Origin of the sequence: Paenibacillus sp. FSL R5-0486 (assembly GCF_037975155.1) — a bacterium.
GTDB classification, from domain to species: Bacteria; Bacillota; Bacilli; order Paenibacillales; family Paenibacillaceae; genus Paenibacillus; species Paenibacillus amylolyticus.
The window spans coordinates 2,903,702-2,928,045 of the sequence record NZ_CP150237.1 but is presented as its reverse complement, the minus strand read 5'-3'; the positions used below and the strand labels follow the sequence as shown (position 1 = coordinate 2,928,045).

17 protein-coding genes are annotated in these 24,344 nt (G+C 46.2%); 4 read left to right on the top strand and 13 right to left on the bottom strand.

Annotation, left to right across the window (positions count from 1 at the left end):
• Positions 1-16 precede the first annotated feature (16 nt).
• The 4 genes from MKY01_RS13310 to MKY01_RS13295 all read right to left on the bottom strand — a co-directional run bounded on the left by MKY01_RS13310 (position 17) and on the right by MKY01_RS13295 (position 5,096).
• Positions 17-1,240: an MFS transporter gene (locus MKY01_RS13310; RefSeq protein WP_339286568.1), complete on the bottom strand. Its 1,224-nt coding sequence runs from the start codon at positions 1,238-1,240 to the stop codon at positions 17-19.
• Between the two features lie 49 nt (positions 1,241-1,289).
• A complete protein-coding gene (locus MKY01_RS13305) occupies positions 1,290-2,342 on the bottom strand; it encodes an ROK family protein (protein ID WP_339286566.1) in 1,053 nt (350 codons plus the stop codon).
• Between the two features lie 36 nt (positions 2,343-2,378).
• Complete coding sequence (locus tag MKY01_RS13300) at positions 2,379-3,584, bottom strand: ROK family protein (RefSeq protein ID WP_339286564.1); 1,206 nt, start codon at positions 3,582-3,584, stop codon at positions 2,379-2,381.
• A 672-nt stretch (positions 3,585-4,256) separates the two neighbouring features.
• On the bottom strand, positions 4,257-5,096 hold the full coding sequence (locus MKY01_RS13295) for a YitT family protein (protein ID WP_282321667.1): 840 nt from the start codon (positions 5,094-5,096) through the stop codon (positions 4,257-4,259).
• 374 nt (positions 5,097-5,470) lie between these two features.
• On the opposite strand from MKY01_RS13295, the gene MKY01_RS13290 reads away from it, so the two are divergent.
• The 3 genes from MKY01_RS13290 (at position 5,471) to MKY01_RS13280 (ending at position 8,361) form a co-directional block, all read left to right on the top strand.
• Complete coding sequence (locus MKY01_RS13290; RefSeq protein WP_036608678.1) at positions 5,471-6,529, top strand: fatty acid desaturase; 1,059 nt, start codon at positions 5,471-5,473, stop codon at positions 6,527-6,529.
• A gap of 99 nt (positions 6,530-6,628) precedes the next feature.
• Positions 6,629-7,765, top strand: a complete 1,137-nt coding sequence (locus tag MKY01_RS13285) for a sensor histidine kinase (protein WP_174806443.1) — start codon at positions 6,629-6,631, stop codon at positions 7,763-7,765.
• Positions 7,762-8,361 carry a response regulator transcription factor gene (locus tag MKY01_RS13280; protein ID WP_036608692.1) on the top strand — a complete coding sequence of 200 codons (600 nt, stop codon included), beginning with the start codon at positions 7,762-7,764 and terminating at the stop codon, positions 8,359-8,361. Before MKY01_RS13285 ends, MKY01_RS13280 begins: the two co-directional genes overlap by 4 nt.
• 181 nt (positions 8,362-8,542) lie before the next feature.
• Here MKY01_RS13280 and MKY01_RS13275 read toward each other — a convergent pair whose 3' ends face one another.
• The 7 genes from MKY01_RS13275 to MKY01_RS13245 all read right to left on the bottom strand — a co-directional run bounded on the left by MKY01_RS13275 (position 8,543) and on the right by MKY01_RS13245 (position 20,398).
• Positions 8,543-9,454 carry a hypothetical protein gene (locus MKY01_RS13275; RefSeq protein ID WP_076327843.1) on the bottom strand — a complete coding sequence of 304 codons (912 nt, stop codon included), beginning with the start codon at positions 9,452-9,454 and terminating at the stop codon, positions 8,543-8,545.
• A 44-nt stretch (positions 9,455-9,498) separates the two neighbouring features.
• Positions 9,499-10,239 carry a polysaccharide deacetylase family protein gene (locus MKY01_RS13270; protein WP_074094795.1) on the bottom strand — a complete coding sequence of 247 codons (741 nt, stop codon included), beginning with the start codon at positions 10,237-10,239 and terminating at the stop codon, positions 9,499-9,501.
• 469 nt (positions 10,240-10,708) lie between these two features.
• Positions 10,709-11,212 (bottom strand): ferritin, encoded by a 504-nt coding sequence (locus MKY01_RS13265; protein WP_036608705.1) that lies wholly within the window; start codon positions 11,210-11,212, stop codon positions 10,709-10,711.
• A gap of 156 nt (positions 11,213-11,368) precedes the next feature.
• On the bottom strand, positions 11,369-11,488 hold the full coding sequence (locus MKY01_RS13260; protein ID WP_017688846.1) for a hypothetical protein: 120 nt from the start codon (positions 11,486-11,488) through the stop codon (positions 11,369-11,371).
• Between the two features lie 100 nt (positions 11,489-11,588).
• Positions 11,589-11,846 (bottom strand): YolD-like family protein, encoded by a 258-nt coding sequence (locus MKY01_RS13255; protein ID WP_036608707.1) that lies wholly within the window; start codon positions 11,844-11,846, stop codon positions 11,589-11,591.
• 153 nt (positions 11,847-11,999) lie between these two features.
• On the bottom strand, positions 12,000-13,691 hold the full coding sequence (locus MKY01_RS13250) for a DUF11 domain-containing protein (RefSeq protein ID WP_127546919.1): 1,692 nt from the start codon (positions 13,689-13,691) through the stop codon (positions 12,000-12,002).
• Positions 13,688-20,398 carry a hypothetical protein gene (locus MKY01_RS13245; protein WP_339286561.1) on the bottom strand — a complete coding sequence of 2,237 codons (6,711 nt, stop codon included), beginning with the start codon at positions 20,396-20,398 and terminating at the stop codon, positions 13,688-13,690. Before MKY01_RS13245 ends, MKY01_RS13250 begins: the two co-directional genes overlap by 4 nt.
• 232 nt (positions 20,399-20,630) lie before the next feature.
• Between MKY01_RS13245 and MKY01_RS13240 the strand changes: the two genes are divergently transcribed.
• Positions 20,631-21,770 carry a GGDEF domain-containing protein gene (locus MKY01_RS13240; RefSeq protein ID WP_339286560.1) on the top strand — a complete coding sequence of 380 codons (1,140 nt, stop codon included), beginning with the start codon at positions 20,631-20,633 and terminating at the stop codon, positions 21,768-21,770.
• Between the two features lie 103 nt (positions 21,771-21,873).
• Here MKY01_RS13240 and MKY01_RS13235 read toward each other — a convergent pair whose 3' ends face one another.
• Both MKY01_RS13235 and MKY01_RS13230 read right to left on the bottom strand, forming a co-directional pair.
• A complete protein-coding gene (locus tag MKY01_RS13235) occupies positions 21,874-22,395 on the bottom strand; it encodes a hypothetical protein (RefSeq protein ID WP_339286558.1) in 522 nt (173 codons plus the stop codon).
• A gap of 71 nt (positions 22,396-22,466) precedes the next feature.
• Positions 22,467-24,107: a diguanylate cyclase gene (locus tag MKY01_RS13230; protein ID WP_339286556.1), complete on the bottom strand. Its 1,641-nt coding sequence runs from the start codon at positions 24,105-24,107 to the stop codon at positions 22,467-22,469.
• Positions 24,108-24,344 lie beyond the last annotated feature (237 nt).

Below are 24,344 nucleotides of genomic sequence, written 5' to 3'. Positions count from 1 at the left end.
CCAACTCCTTCCATCTCTATTCTAATGAGTATGCTCTTCTCTGTTCTTTGGCCTGCCTGCTGACGATATACAGAATCACTGATCCTAGTGCCGCACTGATCGTGCAAGCCAGATACATCAGTGATGGACCGCCGGAATCGAGTAAATATCCGTTAAGCATATTACCAACAATTCCGCCCAGGCCAGCAAACACCATGTTAAATAAACTTTGTCCTGTGGCCTGCATTTCCCGTCCCGTAACCGATGCCACATATTCCACTGCTGCGATATAAAAGAATCCGAAGGATAACCCATGCAGCACCTGAACGCCAATCATGACCTCAGGTGTCGGCCATAGCCATTGTATCCCCCAACGTAACATATACGCCCCCGCTGCAAGCAGCATCGTGCGTTCATGCCCCCATTTTCGGAGTATGAATGCCGCTGCCAACATGGATGGAACATTGGTAATCGACGCAAGCAACAACGCCGTACCTGTCATGGTCACAGAACCGCCAGCCATCTGAAATGAAATAACAAAAAAGGAGTTAAACGCAGTGAGCGTTTGGTTAACCAGGAAACAACCAGTTAGAAATAGAAGGAATGTCCGGTTTCGGAGCAATCTTGCCAAACCTACGGAGAAGGTTACCGAGGACGAGGATATACTCGTCTGCCGGGGAAGTGTACTTGCCAGTATAGCGCTCAGAATGTTAAACAGGAGAAATGGTAGCCATAACATGTGAATGGAAAACTGGGAGAGATACATCCCTGCGGCAAATCCCCCAACTCCCGTTCCTATGCTGCCGAAGAGTCGGATCATGCCATATGAGGTTTTCGCGGCTCTCGCAGCTGTAACCGCATAGGAGTCAGCAACGGGTATTTGAGTCACTTGGAATATAGTGCATAAAGTATAAATCAATATTAATATAAAGTACACTTGAATATTGTAGAAATACGCTAACGATGCAGGAACAAGCAGGCTTATCACCAGTACGAACCGTGTCTTTTTAAACTTATCTACCAGAATTCCCCATATAGGTTGAAGAATAATGGATACAAGTGTGCCAAACGCCATAATAAATCCGGTTTCTTTACTGGAAAACCCTTGTGCTACCAATATGGGATTAATGTACGGGTTAAACATCCCACCAGCTAGCCCCATAAACAGATATAGGCCCTGCAATTGGAGTAAAACATGTTTTGCATCCTTGGAATCGGCTTTTATTTTCTCTGTGTAAGCCTTCATATGTCTACTTCTCATCCGGATCTCCATCCTTTATTTCTGTAGTTGCTTCGCCTATTCTCTATTTTTATGTGCGTGTCAGACTCGACTTGATTGCAGCCAATGCACCGATTGCTCCTGCTTTGTTCCCCAGTTCAGCTACAGCTAGAAGTGTAGGCAGAACAGTGTAACGTTGGAGGCGTGTGCGCACTTCATTTAGATAATAAGATGGGTTGGATGCAGCCACGCCACCACCGATCACTATAATGGAAGGATTGAGTAAAGCCGTAATATTCGCCAGACCTCTCGCCATATAACGCATGGGTAGTTCCAGAATCTCCAGGGCAGCAAGATCACCCGACTCCGCTGCTTTGAATACATGCCTGGCTTCAATCTGTTCCGCTTCCCCTCCTGCCAGACTCATGATCAGGGATAAGGAACTCCCCTTTCCAGCAGCAAAATAACGCCTCGCCTGTTCGGTAATTCCCGTACCTGAGGTCACTTGCTCAAATACGCCAAAGGAATCCGCATCCGCAACGTAACCGGTATAAAGCCCTTCGTCTCCTGCAATGAAATGCCCAATCTCACCTGCTGCTCCATTCTGGCCGCTATAGAGCTGTCCATTCAGGATAAGAGCAGATCCAATGCCTGTTCCAACCGTGACCATTACACAGTGTTGATGTCCCTGTGCTGCCCCTTGATCATATTCTCCCATTGCCGCCATATTCACATCATTATCCAACATGATATTCCCGCTGTAGTACTTCGCAATAACAGGGCGAATATCTAGCTCAGGCCACTGAAAAGCGGGAGCATTTCGCAGTATCCCCTCCTCTTGCAGAATCACACCAGGGAATCCCAAGCCTGCACCTTTAAGTTGATCCAGATTGCATCCAACTTCGCGGCAGAATATTTCCAATTCAGTGAATAACCATCGGAAGAACTCATCCGGCTGATCACTGGCAAGCGTAGGCAAGATACGTTCATGAACTTCATTTCCAGCCTGTTGTGATGACAAGAGCATTAATGTTTTGGTGCCTCCAATGTCAATACCTGCAATCCAGCCGGATAGATCACTTTTAGCCGTACCATTCTGATTGGTCTGATCATTATTACTTACGTTTTTCACGGATTCTGTCATGCCTTTTCCCTCCTCACATGTTGTATATCCAATCTCTTATTCCATGGCTTCCTGCTGAAGGTTCAGCATCGTTTGTTGTATGGCCACCTGTACCGCGCCAGTGACAACAGCTTGCTCACCAAGCTTGGAACAGATTAACTGTGGTTGCACAGGGAATTGCTCAGAGATGATCTGCCTCAGTAAAGGCAATAACACATCACCGTTCCCTCCTACACCTCCGCCAAGCACAATGAGATCTGGAGCAAGCACAACGCTAATCTGACGCAGAGCGGAAGCAATCTTCTGGCTGTATTGTTGTAGAATGTCTAACGCCTCTACTTCTCCACTGCGCGCAGCTTCAAATAACTTCTCGGGAGTCAGGTGTCTGTGAAGATCATCTGCACCCGAATCAGCAGCCTCCAATAATAGTTCATCATGCTGATCTAGATAATCTTTCGCCAGTTGCATCAGACCATCAGCGGACAGCACTTCCTCCAGACGTCGGCCATCGTCCACCAGCATCTCCGCGATCTCTCCAGTTAAGCCACCTAAACCTCGAAGCAGTTGGCCATGTACCATGATGCCAGCGCCCGTCCCTGTACCGATGGAGAAAAAAACAAACAAGGGATATCCTGCTGCTACACCACTCCGATACTCCCCAAGCGCTGCAAGATTCACATCATTTTCCAGAATTACTTCACAGGGAAAAGCTCCTGACAACGACTCTAAAGAGAAAGCTTCTTCCAGACCCGCTAAAGGGTCCACAATACGATTGATACGCCCTGATTCAGGTAGCACTACGCCTGGTATACCGAACCCGATGCACTGAATCTGATCCCAGTTCAGATGATTCTCATCAAGCAGTTCGTTCATATGGCTTCGAAGAAGCTCCAACATCGTCGCTTCTGCTCGCTCATAAGCTTCTTGAGCAACCATGGGATATGTTCGATAGGCAATGATCTCTCCATTCAGATCGGATAATGCAATCCGAATACGAGTTGCGCCGATATCTATACCACAGACATAATAAGCCGTTTCGTTGAAACGAATGAGGGTTGCTTTTCGACCCTGAGCGTTGTCAGCTGGCCCCATTTCCCTCACCAGATTACGGTCAATCAGATGTTCGACTGCCAAAGACACCGTTGGTTTACTAAGTCCGGTCTGACGGCTGATATCCGCTCTCGACATGCTTCCCTGAGTTATGAGGGCATCCATGATAAGATTTTCATTCAGATTGCGGATATACTGCGGTGTGCCAGCCATGTTATCGCCTCCTCTTATAGTTAGCATTTTTCATAATTCGATTAAAGTCGCTCTCGGGTACAAAATATAGACGAATAACACCGTTTCGATCTATATCTTGCTGATTGTAAAACGCTCCTGGAAATTATGCTAAATGCTTAGTTAGTTAGGTTTATTAACAAATTGATTAAATTCAATATATCATCGTGTTTGGTAGGTGTACAGCTTTTTGTCATTGCACTCTTTTAGTAGAAAGTTTTACTAGAAAGAACCAACCTTCACCTGTAACACAGAAGCCTAATAAAGGAATTATTATACAATAATAGACGTTTATACATTTCCGAAACAGTGACACGCTCATAGAATACCTTATCACGATCAGGGAGGTTTTAATATGTATAGAAAACATCATAAATGTCATCATCCAAGACCAAAGTGTTTTTACAAAAAAATTACGAAAACTTGTGTTACCAAAGTTAAATATGTCCCTACAAAGTGTAAAAAACACTGTCATGTCACTGTTGAATATTGTGGAGTCAAAAAAAGAAGACATTACTAATACTCTTTTGCCCTTCTCTTCGGAGAAGGGTTCTTTCTTATTGAACTAGATTAATACCGGATACCATTAACCTATCAAAAAAGTTGCGGTGATATTTCACCGCAACTCCTTTCTTCCTTATATACATATATTCATCAAGTTTTAGAGAGTTCAATAAATCCTTCACCGAAAACATCACGCACGTCATGAATGGTGATAAAAGCAATCTCATCTTCTGCTCGTACAATCTTCTTCAGCATAGAAACTTCCTGCTTGCTAATCACAATGTATAGAATTTCTTTCTTATTTTTTGTGTAATAGCCATGACCGGACAGGACGGTTACTCCGCGATCCATCTTCTCAATGACTTGCTTTGCGATTTCATCCTGTTTGGAAGAGATTATCATAACGGCTTTTTTCGGATTGAGCCCTTCAATAATGAACTCCATTGTTTTGGTTCCGACAAACAGCAAGACAATTGTACACATTAATCCTTGTGGTCCAATGATGAAGTATGAGGAGAAAGCCACAATCAGATCGAAGAACAGAAGTCCGTAACTGATATTCCAATCCAGATATTTGTTGGCAAGTCGGGCCAGGATCACTGTCCCCGCCGTTGTGCCTCCCACTCTAACAATCAAGCCGATACCAAGACCGGCAAATAATCCGGCAAAAATGGTATTGATCCAGAGTTCATCCGATGCAATCGTCCAACTCTCCGTCACATGCAGGAACAACGAATTGAATACCACTGCAATAATCGTATATACCGTAGTCGTTTTATCAAGAAACCGATATCCCACAATTAACAAAATACCGTTCAGGATCAAGTTCATCAGTCCAGGGGACCATTCAAACAGGTAATACAAAATAATCGTGATACCCGTGACGCCGCCTTCAGCCAAATCGTTCGGGATGACAAACAGGTTCACCGCCAGTGCAAACAGAAATGCACCTGCCATAATAAATAGGATATCCGTAATTCGTTTCTTCATTATGCATTCCATCCAATCCATCAGAAATCAACCTAATCGACCCGTCTCATAAGTTGTCATAATCACTCAAGGATAGATTTTACCATGCTCTCAACAAAATTTGTATACATAATACAAATTGTTGCGTAATTTGTGCAAAGGAATTAGTAAAACCTGCTCTTCTGTCTTCTGCAGAGCTATTGAGTATCATACACCCATGACAAATGTCATGGTCCATCATTGATATTCATCATTACAGAAGGCTGACGTTTATGACTTACTGTCATGTTCGGATTGTTTTACAATGATAAAAACGCTTCCTACAGGAAAGTCTAGCGGGAAACGCCAAGTTGTAGCTGATTACAGTTATAACGATTGAAGGAGGACACAATTTTATGAACAGATCAAAAGAAATGGCCTTAAAAAAAGAAGTTACCCCTTACGAAAAAAATGATCTCAGACTAAGTATCCGCCAGTTAATCAATACATTGCTCCCGCTCTTCTTGTTATGGGCTGCAGCTTACTTTAGCTTATCGGTTTCCTACTGGCTGACCTTCCCGATTGCCTTGGTGGCATCCGGATTTGTACTGCGGACCTTTATTATTTTCCATGACTGCTGCCATGGTTCATTCTTCAAGAGCAAACGCGCCAACGATATTCTCGGTACCATTACTGGTGTATTAACAGTGACACCCTATCAGCAGTGGAAAAACGAGCATTCTATCCATCACGCAACAAGCAGTAATCTTGACAAACGTGGTGTAGGTGATATCTGGGTTATGACAGTTGACGAATATAAAGAAGCTTCTCCTTGGGGTCGTCTCTTCTATCGGATTTATCGTAACCCGTTTGTATTGTTTTGTATCGGACCCATTTACGTGTTTCTGTTGGCTTACCGTTTTAACCGCAAAGGTGCTAGACGTAAAGAACGTATCAATACACACCTGACTACCGTATTGATCGTTGTGCTCTATGCATTCATGTCCTGGTTAGTCGGATGGCAGGCTTTTGTAATGGTGCAGGCACCTATCTTCTTCTTCTCCGGTTTCTTTGGTATCTGGTTGTTCTACGTCCAACATCAGTTCGAAGAGACGTATTTTGAACATGAAGATGAGTGGAGTTATGTAAAAGCAGCTGTTGAAGGCAGTTCTTATTACAAATTGCCAAAATTATTGCAATGGATCAGTGGTAATATCGGGTTTCACCATGTGCATCACTTGAGCCCACGTGTACCTAACTATTTCTTGGAAGAAGCACATAACGCAACACCACCTTTGCAAAAAGCAACGACTATTACACTACGTTCCAGTCTGGTTGCCCTGCGCTTCCGTCTGTGGGATGAAGATTCTAAACAGTTTATTAGCTTCAGACAGCTCAAAAAGCTATCCCGCAAGCCGTATGTTCAACCGCCTATCCGAGTAACCAATCCAGCGGGTCTGACAGAGAAGCCTTAACTCTGTCGGATTCGTTTTCTTGTGTTCAAGCCATAGTCATGCTACAGTCATGCTAAAGTTGAGTACAAGTTTGAGGAGGAGAATTCCATTCAAAAGTGGATGCAAAATTTTTATAAAAAAACAGGGTTGAACCTTTATGTATGGCTCGCCTTTTTCATCCTGCCATTCTATTTTATATCGCAATATTCTAAATTATGGACGATGGTAACCGGCATCATCATTATCCTCGTCTTCTTCGTCTGTTACCTGCTCGCCTTCATCACCAAGGGCTGGCAGGTGTACATGTGGATTGGAATGCTTATTGCCATATCCATTACGATGACGATCGCCTATGATTATGCCTACTTCTCATTGTTTCTTGCTTTCTTTATTGGGAATATTAAAAATAAAGCTGGTTTCTTCACCCTCTACTCGGTGAACCTGGGAGCCAGTTTCGTAACCATTAATTACGGTTTCATTAATCAGAGTTCTCTGTTGGTGAGCCAACTCCCGTTTGTATTCATCAGCTTAATGGCCTCCATCCTGCTCCCAATCAGTACGTATAACAAAAACAAAACTGAACATTTGGAAGGCCAATTGGAGAATGCGAACAAGCGACTTGATGATCTCGTAAAAATGGAAGAACGCCAGCGTATTGCTCGTGACCTGCACGATACACTTGGACAGAAGCTCTCTCTGATCGGTCTGAAAACCGATCTGGCGAGACGGCTGCTCCGCAATAATCCCGATCAGGCCGAGATTGAATTGAACGACCTCAGACAAACGGCAAGTACAGCTCTGAAGGAAGTCCGGGAAATGGTCACCACTATGCGTGGTACACAATTGGTTGATGAACTGTTCCGGGCGGAGCAGATTCTGAAGGCCGCTTCGATTGAATTTGTGCTGGAAGGTAATCCGAAGTTACAGGATACGTCACAATTGAATGAAAATGTGCTCGGTATGTGCTTGAAAGAAGCTGTCACGAATGTCGTCAAACACAGTCAGGCAACAACCTGTACTATCATCATTAAGGAAACACTAGCGGATAATGTAGTAACCGTTCAAGATAACGGTGTTGGAATAGAACGAACTCGCAAACAGGATCGGCGTGGAACAGGAATTTTGGGCATGAAGGAACGACTTGAATTTGTGAACGGATGTCTGGATATTCGCTCTGCGACAGACATCCCGGGTACAGCGATCATTATTCATGTTCCGAAACTCGTTCGCAAACCGATAAAGGAGGCAGAATCATGATTAGAATTGTAATCGCGGAAGATCAGCGCATGATGCTCGGCGCCTTGTCCTCCCTCCTCAATCTGGAGGAAGATATGGAAGTCGTCGGACGTGCCAGCAACGGCCAGGAAGCCCTTGCCCTTGTCCAAGAGCTTGCACCAGACATCTGTCTGATGGATATAGAAATGCCCGTGAAAAGCGGCCTTGAAGCTGCAGAAGAACTCAAAGGAATGAGCTGTAAGGTCATTATCCTGACCACTTTTGCCCGGACCGGATATTTCGAACGTGCCCTAAAGGGCGGTGTCCGTGGTTACTTGCTCAAAGATAGTCCAATTGAAGAACTGGCCGAATCGATCCGCCAAGTTATGAATGGCAGACGCATCTTCGCTCCCGACTTGGTAGATGAAGCTTATGTAGAAGAAAACCCCCTGACAGAACGGGAAAATGCCGTACTAGGCCTCATGGCAGATGGGAAAAACACCAAGGAAATCGCTGGGCATCTGTTCATCACAACGGGCACGGTGCGTAACTACATCTCCATTATTCTCAACAAGTTAAATGCCAGTAACCGCATTGAGGCCATCACTCGCTCCAAGGAAAAAGGGTGGTTCAAATGAAAGCACCGCTTTAACCTATTGAAACAAAAATAAGCATGTACCCCGGGCTACATAAGCTGCGATAACATGCTCAAAATAAAAAGCTTGGCCCAGCAATTTCTTCCTGGGCCAAGCTTTTTTTAGGTGTATCGTAACAATCCCACACTCATTTCTTCTACATTGCAGGATAACCGTAGAATACTTAAGATTTCACAGATACAACCATGCCAAGAGCTTCTAATGGCACTTGATCGGTCTTAAGCTGATGAATTTGGTTACCGTCCTGCCATGAGACCGTTACATGAACAGACTGTCCACCACTTGGATATTCAACCTTGATATACCCTTTATCTTTAGGTACAGGCAAGGTATGTAACTCCAGGTACTCCACCATTTTTTTCGCTATGCCCGGATTATTCATTTCATCTTCGGATACCGAACGAATTTCCAGCGTCCATCTACCTTCTTGCCAAGTCAGATATTGACTGCCTGCGGCACCTTCACTCATACCTTTGATGCCATGTCCCAGATCCACAGCCATATCTGCTGGAATATCTTTCAGGTCCGTCTCAGGGAATATTTCTGGCTGATCCGGGTCCTTATAGGTCTTCACTTCATAGGAAGCCAGTACAGGTATCTTACTGTCGGATGCAGTTAAAGATTGATCATTAATGGCAACAGACTGAGTGGTAGCGTAGAAGTTTACCTTAAATGCATCAGCAGTATTGGACAGTATTGCCGCCCCCAAAGATGTACCCTTGTCCAATGAAAATGAAGTGGGTAACGCTGCATCCTTCATCTTCAACTGGTTGCGAACTTGTTTGATCACATCATTCACACCTGAATGACCAGTGGCAACTTGGTTGTCATTTGCCTTCGATCCTGATGTGTCTTCATTATCTGTTGTGCCCGTATTCTCTTTGGTTCCTGTTTCATTTTCATTAGAGAAATCAGCACCACCGCTGCCGGTCTCGGTCTGCTCCCCCACTGTTGTCGTTGGTGAAGAACTATTCTCTGATGATGCTGTATTTGAATCCGGTCCGCCACATCCTGCCAAAGCAAGCAAAACCGCTGTCGTTACTGGAATCGTGATCCATAATGGCTGTTTCTTCATGATGTGTACCTCCTTCGTTGTAGCCAATCTAAAAATTCAAAAGATTAACGCTTGTCGTTCCAGAAGTTAACCGGCTGTACTTTTTTGCTTAATACTTCAAAACGATACCCTTCTGCCTTCAATGTTTTCAATACTTGCGGTAATACTTTCAGCGTTGCTTCCTGGTCGTGCATAAGCACAACAGGTGTTGTTCCGCTCTTTTGCACATTGTGGATTTGCTTCATTACACTGTTATAGACTTTCTGGTGATCCTTCTTGTATTTCCAGTCTTCCGAGTCGACATTCCAATCCCATAGATGGAATCCACCCTGGCCCAGCAGTACATTACGGAATGCCGGTTTGAGATAAGGTTTACTACCATATGGCGTCCGAACGAGACTTGTTTTAACTCCGGCAACCTTGTTCAGACTTGCATTGGCCTGTTGCATCTCTTTCAATCCGCTATATGCAGATTTATAGAATTTGCCTGGAACGTGAGTCACACCATGCAGACCCAATCCATGTCCGTCAGCTACAATTCGTTTGGTAGCCTTCTGAAATTGCTCCATTTGAGGTCCCAACATAAAAAACGTTGCCTTCGCATGATACTGATCCAGAATATCCAGTAACTGACCCGTATGAGCGGTTGGCCCATCATCAAACGTCAGGTATATGATTTTGGAATTTGCTTTGCTTGCACCATCCTTGGATGCAGCTGATTTGGCAGATACCGACTGCGGCAATAATAGTGGAATGATTAATAAAATAGCAAGTGTGACCATGATAGATTTACGAATATGTAGCATAATTAAAAGTCTCCCTTGTGTGTTATATTTCCCCGGGTGTCCATGTTTTTCTACCTTCATCCCTTGGCGATTTATCCTAATACTATCAAAGATAGTGGCTCCTGTTCTCGCTCCAAAGGCTACGGTAGAGTTACACTTTTGTCAGATAAACCTAAAATTTAATACGAATTTGATAGATTTGCGCAAAATAAGATCCCGGCAGGATAGATCAATTGTGACATATCCTCTATTACCCACATTCAGAATTTTGATAGACCTTTACTCCAATTCAAGCAAATCTATACAATCATTCAATCTGTGCATGCAAAAAAACCTGCACAAGTGCAGGCTTCTTTGTCTTCAATCAGCATATGGCATCAAACCATCACCCTTTGCAAGGAGATTGCCCCCATTGCGTTCAGGATTATTACCTCATGCTGTATGTAAATGGTGTTTTGACGCTGGAATCTTCTCGACTCCCAACGTGCATTTATTCAGCAGGAGCAGTGAACGAACGTTTGCCAAACTCGGCATCCAGCATGTAGAAGGCATTGCTGTCTTTTTCAATGCGGCGCAGCTTCTGAATAATATTGTCAAACAAAGCTTCCTCTTCAACCTGCTCATCAATGAACCATTTCAGGAAATACATCGTTGCATGTTCACGTTCATTCAGAGCGATGTCAGCCAGATTGTAGAATTTTTTCGTGTTTTGCTGTTCATGAGCATAACCATGCTCAAACACATCCAGCATCGAAGCATATTCATTCTTCGGTTCTGGCAAAGCCTCAAGTGTGGCACGTTGCCCACGATCATTCAGGAATTTGTATATTTTCATGCCATGGAATCGCTCTTCTTCCGCTTGCACGATGAAGAAGTTCGCAAATCCATCCAGACTTTTGCTGGAACAATAGGCTGCCATAGCCAGATATACATGAGCGGAATAAAACTCAAAGTTCATCTGTTCATTTAAAGATTCTGTTAACGTTTGGCTCATAATCAAAACACCTCTTTCTTTCTCTAGGGATGGTTATATTCTAACATAACGTAAGCAGGACTTACACCGATTTTCTACAAAATTCGCCAAGGACTGAACGAACAAAAAAGCTCTGCCGCGATGGCAGAGCTTCTTTCATTCTTTAGAGATATGCAATTATACCAAGAACGCTTTGGAGATGATAACCAACAGGATGAACAGAACCAGAATGGCACCTACAGAAGTGAAACCTCCGTATCCGTAGCCTCTTGTTTCTCCACCTAATACTTCGCTCATTGACCGTACCTCCTCTGCAACAGGTATGGGTTATCTTATGCAGGAAGAACGACTTTGACAGGGCGGATGCCCTAATTATTCAGATTGCTGTTTTTTTCGTTCAGTACCGGGGAGATTGCACACGCATGATATCCAGAAAAGGTACCTTCGCTGTGAACTCTTCTTCGGTATACTCTACATGCACGAGTCGTGTACGGGAGTCCATTTTGACGATGACTCCTTGCACCTGATCTTCTTTGCCCCATACCGTCAACAGTACTTCCGAACGTTCCCGAAAAGCTTCAACCAGCTGGTTTCCCAACTCTTCGAGTTCAAACTCATCCCGTGTAGGTCTTTTTGCTACTTTTGCTTTTGCCAATGTGGCTGCCTCCTCTACTCCGACGTCCCGATTCCACGGGTTGATTGCCGAGTTCATATTCAATTAGTATACCATTCATTTACGTTCGTGTAATCTCATGGCAACCAGAATGAGCAAATTCCTCAGGCAAGTTACCGTTAACTTTGATACCTCCTATTCTTCTCTATACTCCACAATGATGCTGTACTCATTCGATCGGGTTTCGCCAGCCCGTTTTTGTCCATTCCATTCATACGTGTACCTGGCAATCAAGTCTCCTTGCAGCGTCCCCACCTTCTCAGAAGCTAACTTCGCTACATACGAGATGTTTTTTTCCGTTCCAGGCTCAATCACGCCCACATGCAGAACCCGTGGTGTGGAATACTCTGATATGCTCAATTGGAGCTGACCCGTAGCTTGACCAAGCCATCTGGCACCCTCAGGTAAAATGCTCCCAAGTTGTACACGTGCCGGCAAATTCCCCGTATTCCCCACACGTACCTGAAAAGTGACGGTACCTCCCTGCTCGACCAATGTGGGTGTCACTTGAACATAAGCCTGAATTATCGGCGCTTTCAATTCGACCACAGCCTCATTAGATGTAATCATCCGCTGCACTGACCGTGAATCCGGCAATCGAAATGTGTACATCAGGCTAGCATGATTCACATACCTGTAGTCATCAGGCATCGATTCATCTCGATCTGGAAGTTTCGCTTCGAACTGAATATTCAGAACCGACCGGGCTGTCAACGTCCCCAGATTAAGCCCTTTAGCCAGATTGGTTCCGGGACGTTTAACCCCATTCCAGCGCAGACTGCCTTCGACAAATGTCACACCTGTGGGCAGTACATCCAGGAGAGTTCCATCCACCGCATAACTGCTTGCATTAGAGACGGTAATATTATATTGGACGACATCGCCTAATATGGCCGTTACCGGGAGCACACTTTTCACCACAGAGACCTGGGGCTGTATCACTTCCAGGGTAACCTGATTGGAGTAGACCGTCTCCTGCTGTCCTGCCGAGATATACGCCAGTACGGCTACACTTGATATTCCGTTTGCATCGCTTCCCCCCGTAACCTGAACCCGATATTGTATCCTAATTGAGCTTCCGGGTAAAATCTCTCCAAGTTGTATGCCCGTATCAGGCGTTACTTGTGGCGCAAACATTTCATCTACGATGACACTCGCAGGTATAAAAACAATACCCTGTGGCAAAGAAATCGTTACTTGGGCATTGGTGGCTGCAATAAAACCCGGATTGCTCACGATGACGGTGTACATGACAATATCCCCTGAGAAGGTATAGATGTGATCCGCCTGCAAGGAGATCTCCAGCCGGGATGAGACCAGATTGACCTCCACGATATTGGATTGTTCCATACCTGTAACCGTTCTGCCTTCCGGTGTCAGAAACTCATAGTTAACCTGTGCCTGATTCAGCAGCTTCAGTGTCTCAGGTAAACGCAAGATTACAACTTGGAAGTGGTATCGCAACGTGGCTCCGGGCGCGATTTCAGCTGGAGGCAATCCTCTCTCCGGTGATGCTCCCGGTAACGGAATACCATCACGCAGTACACTGTTGGGAAGCAGTGCCGTCTCTGCAGATAGCTGATCCAATAGGTACACTAGGGCCGTAAGATTTCCGGTGTTAACAATTTCAACACGGTAGATAAGAGACTGCCCTAAGGCAGCCTCCGTGACATTGCAGACTTTTCTGACTTCAAGCCTGGGGCCGATCCACGGTGTTACAACCGTATTCGAATAGGATACCTGTTCCAGTTCAGTCGCACCCGAGCTGAATCGAACCAGGGACTGATTCTTTAGCCAGTGGGACAACGGACCGGAAGATTGGCTCATATCACCACAACCTCTACTCTGAATGTAACCGTAACGGAAGCACCCGCAGCAATCGAACCAAGCGTGATGCCTGTATTCGGATTCCCTGTTGGTCTTGGCACACCATCCACCGTAACACTTCCTGGCACAAATACTGTACCGACAGGTACCGGGTCAACCATGACCACATTATTAACCACTTCAATGCCGCTATTGGTTACTACAACCGTATAGGTGATTACATCACCAACAACAGCATCAATGGCACTTGTACTTTTGGCAACTACAACATTTGGTGCAGATACCGGGATAACCAGAACATTCGAAGATACGGTCCCCGTCAACAGACGGCCATCGGGTGGACTAAATGTATAGTTGGCCACCGCCTGGTTAACCAGTTGCTGATCCTGTGGCAACGTATCTACAGTCACTTCGAGGGTAACCGTTACAATAACCGTACCTCCGGACGGTATGGTACCCACAACGATACCCGTCTCTGGATTGGCACCTGGCTGTGGAACACCATCAATCAGAACACTGTTGGGAAGCAGTACGGCTCCATTCGGTATATTGTCCGTTAATGTCAAACTTGCATCAAGATTCCCGCTATTGTTAATGGCAAAAGAATAGGTGATGGTGTCACCAATCGTTGCATTGGAGGTGCTCCCTGTTTTGGTTACGGCAATAATCGGCTGATAAATTGGTGTTACAACCGTATTGGAATACGCTGCTCCCGAGAAAACACCCGATGTGAAACTTACGGAAGACTGACTGCTCACTTGTGGTGGTGTTGGAAGCGTATTGACCCGAACTGCATACGATACCGTTATCGATGCTCCAGGGGCTAAACTACCAAGAGCTATGCCCAGCGCAGGGTTGGCCAAGGCACGTGGGACTCCGTCCACCAGAACACTGCCTGTAACAAATGTGGTGGCTGGGTTAATCGGATCGGTGATCACAATGTTGTTTACCGGGTCAATTCCTTCATTGGTCACAACCATTTCATACACAATCGTGTCGCCTACCACGGCATCAACTACCGAAGCTGTCTTAACTACACTGACGTTCGGAGCAGATACTTGAATGTTGAGTGCGTTGGACGTAATCGTGCCTCCAAGTGTTCTTCCATCAGGTAATGTATACGAAAATGTCGCAGAAGCCTGATTGGTAATGGACTGGCTCAAAGGTAACGTCACAATCACAACGGAGAAGGTAACTAGAGTTGTTGTGGAAACGACACCAAGCGGAATACCCGAAGCTGGATCTGCACCTGGTGCAGAAGCCCCGTTAATAATAACGCTATTAGGAACAAACTCTGTTCCTGCCGGAATGGTATCCGTTAACGTGACAGATGCGCCATAGTTCCCGGTATTGGAAATGGCGATGCTGTACACAACGGTATCCCCTACCGTTGCTATCGTCTGATCTCCCGTTTTGACTGCCGCCAGAATAGGTTGAAAGACCGGAGTTGTAACCGTATTGGAGAATGTGGTCGCTGAGAAAGCCCCTGATGTAAAGCTGACCGTGGACTGATTGTTTAACACTGCACTTGCCGGAAGCGCCGTGACCTGCACACTAAATACAACGGTTACCGTAACGCCAGGTGCGATGGAACCAAGCGTTATTCCCGTAGAAGGATTGGCACCAGGGCGCAGAACACCATCGACAAACACGCCGGTTGGCGCAAGAACGGTACTTGTCGGCACTGCATCCGTGAAAACCACATTGTTGACCGTTGCAATTCCGTTATTGGTTACAGCGATGCTATACGTTACGATATCACCAACTGATACCGCCGTTGAAGTTGTGGATTTGACGACATCGACATCCGGTGCCGATACGGTAATGGTCAACACATTGGATAGAACAGACTCCGTGATGTTCCGCCCATCCGGCAATGTATATGATAGAGCTACCGAAGCCTGATTCACCAGTTGTTGCGGACTTGGCAGCGTATCAACAACTACTGAAAAGGTAATGGTGGTCGTAGCTCCGGGAGCCACATTACCTGCGGGGATGCCCGTTGCTGGATTTCCTGCTGGCAGCGGTTGACCGTTCACAATAACGCTATTTGGAACAAGGATGGTTCCGGCTGGAAGGTTATCTGTCAGGTTAATCTGGGCTCCATAGTTTCCCTGATTGCTCACGGTTATCGTGTAGCTGACTGTATCCCCAACGGTAGCATTTTGTGTACTGGCTGTTTTTTGCGCTGAAAGAATAGGCTGGTACACCGGAGTGACCACGGTATTTGAAAAGGTTGTGCTTGAGAATGTACCTGAGGTAAAACTGACCGTAGAGCGATTGCTCAACTGATCACTTGGCGGGATCGCGTCGATACGGATACTGAATGTGACCGTCGCGGACGTTCCGGGCCCCAATGTACCAAGGGGTACCCCACCTGCCGGATTGGCTCCGGGTTGCGCAACCCCATTCACTGTGACACTCCCTGTAACAAAAGAGGCTCCAGCTGGAATCGGGTCTGAAAACTGAATATTGTTCACCGGTGCAATTCCGCTGTTGGTCACCAGAATGGAATAGGTCACCGTATCGCCTACCGTAGCCGCAGTGGAAGCTGTGCTTTTGACAACAGCGACGTTTGGTGACGAGACCGGGAACGTGAGTGTATTCGAAGTGGCTGAGCCACTCAACGTCCGCCCATCTGGAGGTGTAAATGTAAAGGATGATGTAGCAAAATTGCTAAGCTGCTGTGGGGATGGAAGTGAATCCACAACAACGGCAAACGTGACAACAGCCGTCGCCCCCGCTGCTACAATGCCTACCGGAATACCTGTTCCTGGTGTTACTCCCGGCTCTGGCACACCGGATACAACCACACTGTTGGGTACAAAAGTAGTCGCAGAAGGAATGTTGTCTGTGAGAGTAACATTTGCTTCCAGATTGCCAGCATTGCTGACCGTTACCGTGTATACAACCGTATCACCTACAGTTGCATTTACGGTATTTGCTGTTTTGACAAGTGAAATCTGCGGTTGTATGACCGGAGTCTGAGTGGTATTGGACGATGATGACCCTGAAAATGAACCGGATGTGAAGCTGACCGTCGACTGATTGTTAATCTGCGAAGGAATCGGCATGGTAATCGTCACCTCAAAAGTTACGGTAACCTCGGCTCCTGGAGCCAACGTACCGATTGGAATGCCGGCGGTCGGATTGGAGAGCGGGAACGAAGTCCCGTTCACAATGACACTTCCGGGTACAAATGGGGTATTCGAAGGAAGAGGATTGACATATACCACATTATTAACGGCTACTGTGCCGTTATTACGAATAACAGATGTGTATCGAATGACATCTCCGACTACGCCGTACTCTACATTGTCACTGTTGACAATCGTAACATTGGGCAGAGACACTGGAATAGTGATGGTGTTTGATGACGAGAGACCGGCAATCGTTCTCCCGCTTGGGAGTGTGTAGGCAAATGAAGCAACCGCCTGATTAATTAACTGCCTTGCATCTGGCAAGCTGGTAACCGTCGCAACAAAGGTGACCGTTGCACCTGAGCCCGCAGCAATCTCTCCTAGACTGATACCCGACTCCGGGCTGACTCCAGGTGTAGGTACGCCATTAATAATGACACTATTTGTGCTGAATACTGCTCCTGCTGGAATGGGATCTGTCAAGGTAACCGTTGCAGCTATGTTACCTGTATTGTTAATTTGGATGGTGTAATTAAACGTATCGCCTACCGTCAAACTTGTTGTACTTGCTGACTTCACCACTTGGATCACTGGCAGAAATATGGGGGTATTTACTGATATAGAAGAAGAAACACCGTTAAAACTGCCTGATGTAAATGCTGCATTGGCCTGGTTACTAACCAAACCCGTAGATGGAACGGAATTTACTCGGGTCTGATAGGTCACAGTTACGCTGCTTGAGCTATTCAATGAACCCACTGCGATTCCCGCAACGGGGCTTGCGCTGGGAACAGAAGATCCATTAATCGTGACACTACCCGGGACAAATTCAGAGCCGGATGGTGCATCCGAAATCACCAGATTTTGTACTGCACTAATTCCTGCGTTTGTTGCAACAACGGTATACGTAAGCACATCTCCAACTGTCGCATCTGGTGTGTTTACTGTTTTACTAAGAGAAATATTGGGAGCCGATGCAGATATACGAACGATATTGGATAAGCTGCTGCCTGAGAGATTCCTTCCACTTGGAAGCTGGTACGTATAACTTGCAGTCCCTTGATTCTCCAGTGTCGGGGGAGTCGGAAGTGTGGTGAGTGTAGCGCGAAACACCACCGTAGCCGCAACTCCCGGCAGGAGGCTGCCCAGTGTTATTCCGGTTAATGGGCTTGTTCCAGGACGTGCAGTACCATTCACAGTTACCGAATTCGGGACAAACGTCAGCCCCGCTGGAATCGTATCCGTCACATTCACTTGAGTCGCTATATTCCCACTGTTCGTGACCACAAGTGTGTATGCAATCTGATCCCCCAGTGTCGCATTGGTTTGGCTTGCCGACTTGTTGATACCAACAACAGCTTGGTATACAGGGGTTGTAATGGAATTGGAGTTGGAAATGCCCGTGAACGAACCAGAGCTATAGGACACTACCGCTCGATTAACTAACGAACCTGAAGCAGGCAAAGACTGCACATTCACCTGAAACGTCACCGTCGCAGAACTTCCGGCCGCCAATGTCCCAATGGAGATACCACTGCTCGGATTCGCAGACGGTACAACAGTTCCCCTTACGGTTGCACTGCCGGGAACAAAAGTTATTCCAGCAGGGAGCGCATCTGTAAGTACCACATTGTTAATCACCTGAATACCGCTGTTGGTAGTAACTACGGTGTACGTGAAGGTCTCCCCGACAGCAACATCGGTGACGGATGCTGATTTTACCGTGGTCACATTGGGCAATGTTACCGGAATCGTTAAGGTATTCGAGGCGATGTTTCCCGTGATCGTCCGACCATCAGGTGAATTGAAGGAATAAGAAGCTGTCGCCTGATCCACAAGAGTCGGCGGTGTTGGCAAGCTTGTTACAAGTACCTGAAAAGTCACGGTATTGGCACTTCCTGCCGCGAGGCTCCCCAGATTAACGCCGGTAACCGGATTGGCGCCAGCAATCACATTTCCATTCAGACGAAAGCTGCCTGCTACATATGAGCTACCACTTGGAATGTTATCCCTCAATGTAACGTTGGCAGCAACATTCCCTCCGTTGTTCACTTGCAGTGTATAGGTTACCAGGTCACCCACCGTGGCATTGGTGGTACTCGCCGATTTCACAATGGACAGGTTTGGCGAATAAACCGTAAGGGTGGAGTTATTGGACGGAATAACTCCGGTAATGACCGGCCCCCCTGCTACACTTTGAAATGTAAAGGCTGCATTGGCCGAATTCACCAGTTGCAGAATGCTTGCATCCTGACCGATGAGTGCTCGATAGGTTACAACAACACTGCTGGATAAAGTTAACGAACCCAGCGGAATGCCTGCCGTCACATCAAGTGTTGGACGGGATACACCTGCAACCGTGACACTGCCCGGAATAAAGGTAAGACCTGCAGGAAGTGAATCTGATAAAACAACACTGGCCGCACTCGCAGTGCCTGCATTGGTAACGGTGACCGAATATAGAATACTATCCCCGGCAACTGCACCGGCGGCGACCGTTGCCTTAGCCAATGTGATTTTGGGTGCATTAATATCAACTTGAATTGCATTGGCGTTGACAATGTAGGCATCCCCCGAGGTCGTTAATGTCAACACCGCAGATGACTGGTTATTGATCAGTCTTGCTGAAACATCCACATTGGTAATATCCCAGCCTTGACGTCCACCGATAATATTTGTACCTGGAGCTCCGTTGATCTGATTTCGTGTCCCAAACGTTCCTGTTGTATTAAGCGCTCCGGTATCTCCGTTAATCTGAGAAGCAAAAAAGTTCGCAGCTAGATTATTGGGCCCGGACAAAGCAACCGATGTAGCTGAGGTTGGCCCGAATAATGCCTGGTCACCGGTCCGGTTTGCGTCGCCCTCCTGCGCACTGAACAGTATTCTTCCTCCCAATACACCGGAAAGGGGCGTTGCAAATCCAGTCAGTGTGGTAACAACAGGTGGTGAAGTGGATTGAACGAGTACGCCGCCTGCACGCAAAGACATGTTGCGAAAAGGCAGATTGGGATTCTGATAAATGACTCCAAGTGTCCACCCCGCATGATTGGCCGTGGAATCATTTGTAATAACTATAGTCCCTACCACTGCACCGGTGATATATGTACCTGCTCCCCCATTTTGTACAAGTGTGGTTACGTTGGCGGAACGTACATAGCCAGCAGCACCGCCCCCCAGATCGAATTGATTGTAGGTAAGTGGATCAGGGGTAACACTGGAAGTCCCTGCGGGTGTAATAAACGTAACCGGATTGTTAATGGCAGCACTCAGATTGACTGTACCATTGATGTAACTGCCGCCCCAGATCAATTCTGCATACAGAACGGTACTTCCAGCAGGTAGTGTAAGAATGGCTGCTGAACTGTTGCTCTGATACAGGCTTGTCGTTCCCAGTGGATAGGTGCCGTACTGGAGGCTGGTGTTGGTTGTGATAAAACCTCCAATACTGTCCTGTGTTCCGGGTACTCCCGCTGTTTCCGAACGACTCAGTCCAAGCGTATTTCCTGTAAATGTAATTGCTCCCGTAGCATTAACGGTTGAACGAACGACAAGAGGAATGAAGATCACCTCCCCTTCATCAATGATTTCCTACATATGGAACGGAGCCATGTATATAGTCTATGAGTGTATTGTTGAGTTTTGTTTGTCCTCCATAAAAAGTTTGTGACAACTCGAAACTTATGTGAGTCTTGTTCTCACATAACAGTTAAATACATTTGCGTTTTGTTCATTGTGATTTATAATTATCATATACGAGAGTAATTCTGTCGTACCATTATGATGCAGTCAGCGGTGATATATGAAAGGTTTCCATACGCACAATAGCCACATTCCAACAGAGTACGAGTTCAAACATTCCAAATGGATTCAAAAAATGCTCCATGCCTACTGGATAGTCATCTTTGCACATTTCGCCATTCAGATTGGTTGTTTCCTGTTCCTGGAGTATGATCGCACACCTACAGATTTCTTGATGAATGTCCTGTTCTGGCCTACGGCCGTCAGCAGTTCATGCATTTTGTTCGCAAGTTGGGTTGATCGACGCTTCAGTTCATATTCCTTTTACACCATGTCTATAGCCAGCACGGTTATCGCCTGGACGATTATTCATGTCAATTATGACATTCGGATTATATTAGCAATCTGTCTGTTGCCCATCTTTGCTTCGGTGCTGTTCTTCAGTAAAAAGAGAGTCTGGATTGTCTTTCTGATGCAGATGACTGGTTACTTTCTGGTTTTGTTCGATCCGGCCTACCGGTTGTACCTGTCTTCATTTGACATGGTATCCATTCCTGCTTTTCTAATCCTAGGTACATATGTAGCACAGGTTATCGTAACCAGCGGCGTTGAGGTGCTCGATGATCTTCAGGCCAGCATGCTTGCCAAGCAGGACCTTATTGTGCGAAATGCCATTATGACCAAACAGTCCAAAACAGACGGTTTAACCAACCTTTATAATCAAAGTTCATTCAAGGATTATTATGAAAAAGCATTTGAGTATGCCAACAGTGGCATGAGTCTGCATCTGGCCCTGATCGATATTGATGACTTCAAATCCATTAATGATACGTATGGTCATCGGGTTGGAGACATTATTCTGGAGAAAGTGTCCCTGATCATTCAGGAAACCATTACCTCAAGTGATATTGCAGCACGGTACGGGGGCGAAGAGTTCGCCTTATTGATGTTTGAGCAATCTTTCAAGCAGGCTTATGCCTTGGTGGAACAGATTCGTCAGAAGATTGCCCTGATGGGCCATCTGGAACTTGAAGGAGCTTCCATCACGGTGAGTATCGGTCTCAAAAGCTACAGCCCTAATCTAACCAAAGACAAATTGTTCGAGGAAGTGGATGCCTGTCTGTATGCCGACAAACGAACAGGTAAAAATAAAACCGTAACATCACTTGATCTGACTTCGTCCTTGGCAGAGAAAATATAACTAAAAAAGTTGTGCTGTACACCGGAATTCCGGTTTGTACAACACAACTTTTTTTGGGTTTGAATACGAGCAGCACGCCGATCTTCTTCATACATCTATGTTTTCATTCCGCCCATTCCCAGCGATGGCGATTTTGCTCCAGCATCGGATGCAGGTATTCGGACGATCCATCAATGATGAGACGCAGCTCTTTGATCCAATCCTTGAAGGAATCAAATGAAGCAAACATATTCGCCATCTCTATCGTCAAATACAGAAAGTGAGGGGCTGGATATTCCGCAGTGATATGGCGCAGCGCGCTATCCACAGGTGTATATTTCTTTCTCTTGCCCTCAAGCCCCTCCACACGTATACGTGAAGTTGGATGTTCTCTCCGCCAATCATGCAGGCGGTCTTCTCTTTTGTAATATGCCTGTATCGAATCCTTGCTCATTCGTTTAAACGTGCTCTCGTGTAAAGGATACAACACAAGCTGTATGAATGAACGGGTATCTACCATTGCAGCGGCGCGCTCGAGTTGCTCATCAGTCACATGTTCAAACGAGTCATAAAAAGTCAATGTGCCTTTGCGGCTGGCCGCCGGTGGCTCATAACCATAAGGTACAGATGTATATTTTCCAGACATTTCACCCCTCCTTGTTTATACGCACATTCGCACAAAGGTGATTGGGATAACCCAGCTAATGTTATTATACGCTAACGATCCTGCTTCAACTCGGAATAAAATGTCATTCTGTTCTTGCCTGCACGTTTGGACTCATACAAAGCTTCGTCTGCCATCCGAATAATCTCACTTGGGTTGTCGCTGTTGGTAGGATATTCGGCTCCTCCAATGCTACATCCAATTCGAATTCGCTCGTAATCGATAATAAACGGCTTGTTCAAGCTTTGAATGATGGCTTCTGCATAAGCCATGGCTTCTTCCCTCGGATGACTTCCAACAGACTGAAGTACAATCAGGAATTCATCTCCGCCCAATCGGACTGTTATCCCCTTCACCTGACCAAGAGCAGACAGTCGCTGGGCCACTTTCTGTAACAGCACATCTCCAGTCTGATGTCCAAGTGTATCGTTGACCCGTTTGAATCCATCGAGATCCAGATAGAGAAAAGTCAGCGTGTGATTTTCACTTTCGGTCTCCAGAGACTCCTCCAGATACACTTCAAGGGCAGTGCGATTTGGCAGTCTAGTCAACTGATCAAAATGCGCCAGATTCTGCATCACGACCAGCTCTGAGTTTTTATTCATAAGAGAGGTCAGCATATCCCGAAGCGAACGGGACAACACTTCAATCTCCTTAATCCCCTTAATCGCAGGAATCTCAAGCTCTTCCCCTGCACGCAGTCGATTGGCTATTCTGGTAAGACGCACAAGTGGGGCAGAGATCAGACGTGAGACAACCCAGCCAATCAGTGCAAACAGTACGGTAACGGCGAGTCCAGACCACACATTAAACCACATCAGGTCAAACACAGACGCAAAAGCAGATGACTTGACTTGACGAATGACTACGGTCCAGCCTAATCCGGGATAATCCAGATGACCCTGGCTGTAGGCAAACCCTGTCACATATTCATTACCATCAGGCCACTTTTCAATGGACCAACTACTTTTGTTGAGCTGGGCCTCTTCGATGCCAGGCAATACCAACGGTTTACCGACCCATTCCTTCGGCCCCAGCAACACTGTATGTTCCTTTTTGCTTACGATAAAAAACTCAATGTCTTTTTCTTCCCTTTTCAATGGGGCAAGTACGGATTCCTCAACTTCCTTCGCCCATTCCCAGCTTAAATGTGCAGCGAGCACACCTTGAATCATTCCTTTGCTATCCTTCAGCGGGAAACTGATATCGACAAATTGCAACGGCTCTCCCGTTGGATTCGGAAGCAGCTTGGCAAGAAGTACTGCATTATGCACATCTCCAATGAATTTACCCTTGACTCCCTCCTGATACACAGGTCGCTCTGATAAATTTTCCCCAAGCAAGATACCATCCGTAGCAGCTAACACTTTTCCCTTCGGGTCCATGAATCCAACCCATGAGAATGAGGGAAAGCTATCTTGTAACTGATCCAGCAGCATCTGAATCTCATCAGGTTGGAATTCATCTTCCAACGAAGCCATTCGGCCCAGCAGGTCCAGTTCACCCGCGCGAGCGGACATGAATCGATCCAGCTTGTCCGAAGCCTGTGAGGCCGTGCCTGTAAGCGAGTGACCAATCTCAGTCTCTACAGCAACAAATGACTTTTGGCTAAAAATAGACCCAATCGTCAGGGTAACCAGCAAGGATAACACAGCAAAGATGACTGTAAGCACAGTTCTAATTTTGAATGACATTACTTCCTCCATTACACGGTGAAACCATCTTGCTTCTCAACATAACTATGCTGTAAAGAGTACACGGAATGTCACCTCGGACGTGTCTCAAAACTCGCTGAAGTGCATCTTTTACCGCCTTTTCGCCCCCTGCTGCGTCACTTTCCCTTGACGTGCCCCGGCACGCCTGCGGAAAACTTCCTGGCTTGGAACGAAAATTCGGCAAAATCTGCTTCTTCGGAGTTTCAGACACGCCCT

Coding starts and splice junctions, on each gene's coding strand:
- MKY01_RS13250 (WP_127546919.1), bottom strand. CDS start 13,691: ATGAGCCAATCTTCCGGTCCGTTGTCCCACTGGCTAAAGAATCAGTCC.
- MKY01_RS13240 (WP_339286560.1), top strand. CDS start 20,631: ATGAAAGGTTTCCATACGCACAATAGCCACATTCCAACAGAGTACGAG.
- MKY01_RS13260 (WP_017688846.1), bottom strand. CDS start 11,488: ATGAGCGAAGTATTAGGTGGAGAAACAAGAGGCTACGGATACGGAGGT.
- MKY01_RS13265 (WP_036608705.1), bottom strand. CDS start 11,212: ATGAGCCAAACGTTAACAGAATCTTTAAATGAACAGATGAACTTTGAG.
- MKY01_RS13300 (WP_339286564.1), bottom strand. CDS start 3,584: ATGGCTGGCACACCGCAGTATATCCGCAATCTGAATGAAAATCTTATC.
- MKY01_RS13235 (WP_339286558.1), bottom strand. CDS start 22,395: ATGTCTGGAAAATATACATCTGTACCTTATGGTTATGAGCCACCGGCG.
- MKY01_RS13280 (WP_036608692.1), top strand. CDS start 7,762: ATGATTAGAATTGTAATCGCGGAAGATCAGCGCATGATGCTCGGCGCC.
- MKY01_RS13270 (WP_074094795.1), bottom strand. CDS start 10,239: ATGCTACATATTCGTAAATCTATCATGGTCACACTTGCTATTTTATTA.
- MKY01_RS13295 (WP_282321667.1), bottom strand. CDS start 5,096: ATGAAGAAACGAATTACGGATATCCTATTTATTATGGCAGGTGCATTT.
- MKY01_RS13305 (WP_339286566.1), bottom strand. CDS start 2,342: ATGACAGAATCCGTGAAAAACGTAAGTAATAATGATCAGACCAATCAG.
- MKY01_RS13285 (WP_174806443.1), top strand. CDS start 6,629: ATGCAAAATTTTTATAAAAAAACAGGGTTGAACCTTTATGTATGGCTC.
- MKY01_RS13290 (WP_036608678.1), top strand. CDS start 5,471: ATGAACAGATCAAAAGAAATGGCCTTAAAAAAAGAAGTTACCCCTTAC.
- MKY01_RS13310 (WP_339286568.1), bottom strand. CDS start 1,240: ATGAGAAGTAGACATATGAAGGCTTACACAGAGAAAATAAAAGCCGAT.
- MKY01_RS13275 (WP_076327843.1), bottom strand. CDS start 9,454: ATGAAGAAACAGCCATTATGGATCACGATTCCAGTAACGACAGCGGTT.
- MKY01_RS13230 (WP_339286556.1), bottom strand. CDS start 24,107: ATGTCATTCAAAATTAGAACTGTGCTTACAGTCATCTTTGCTGTGTTA.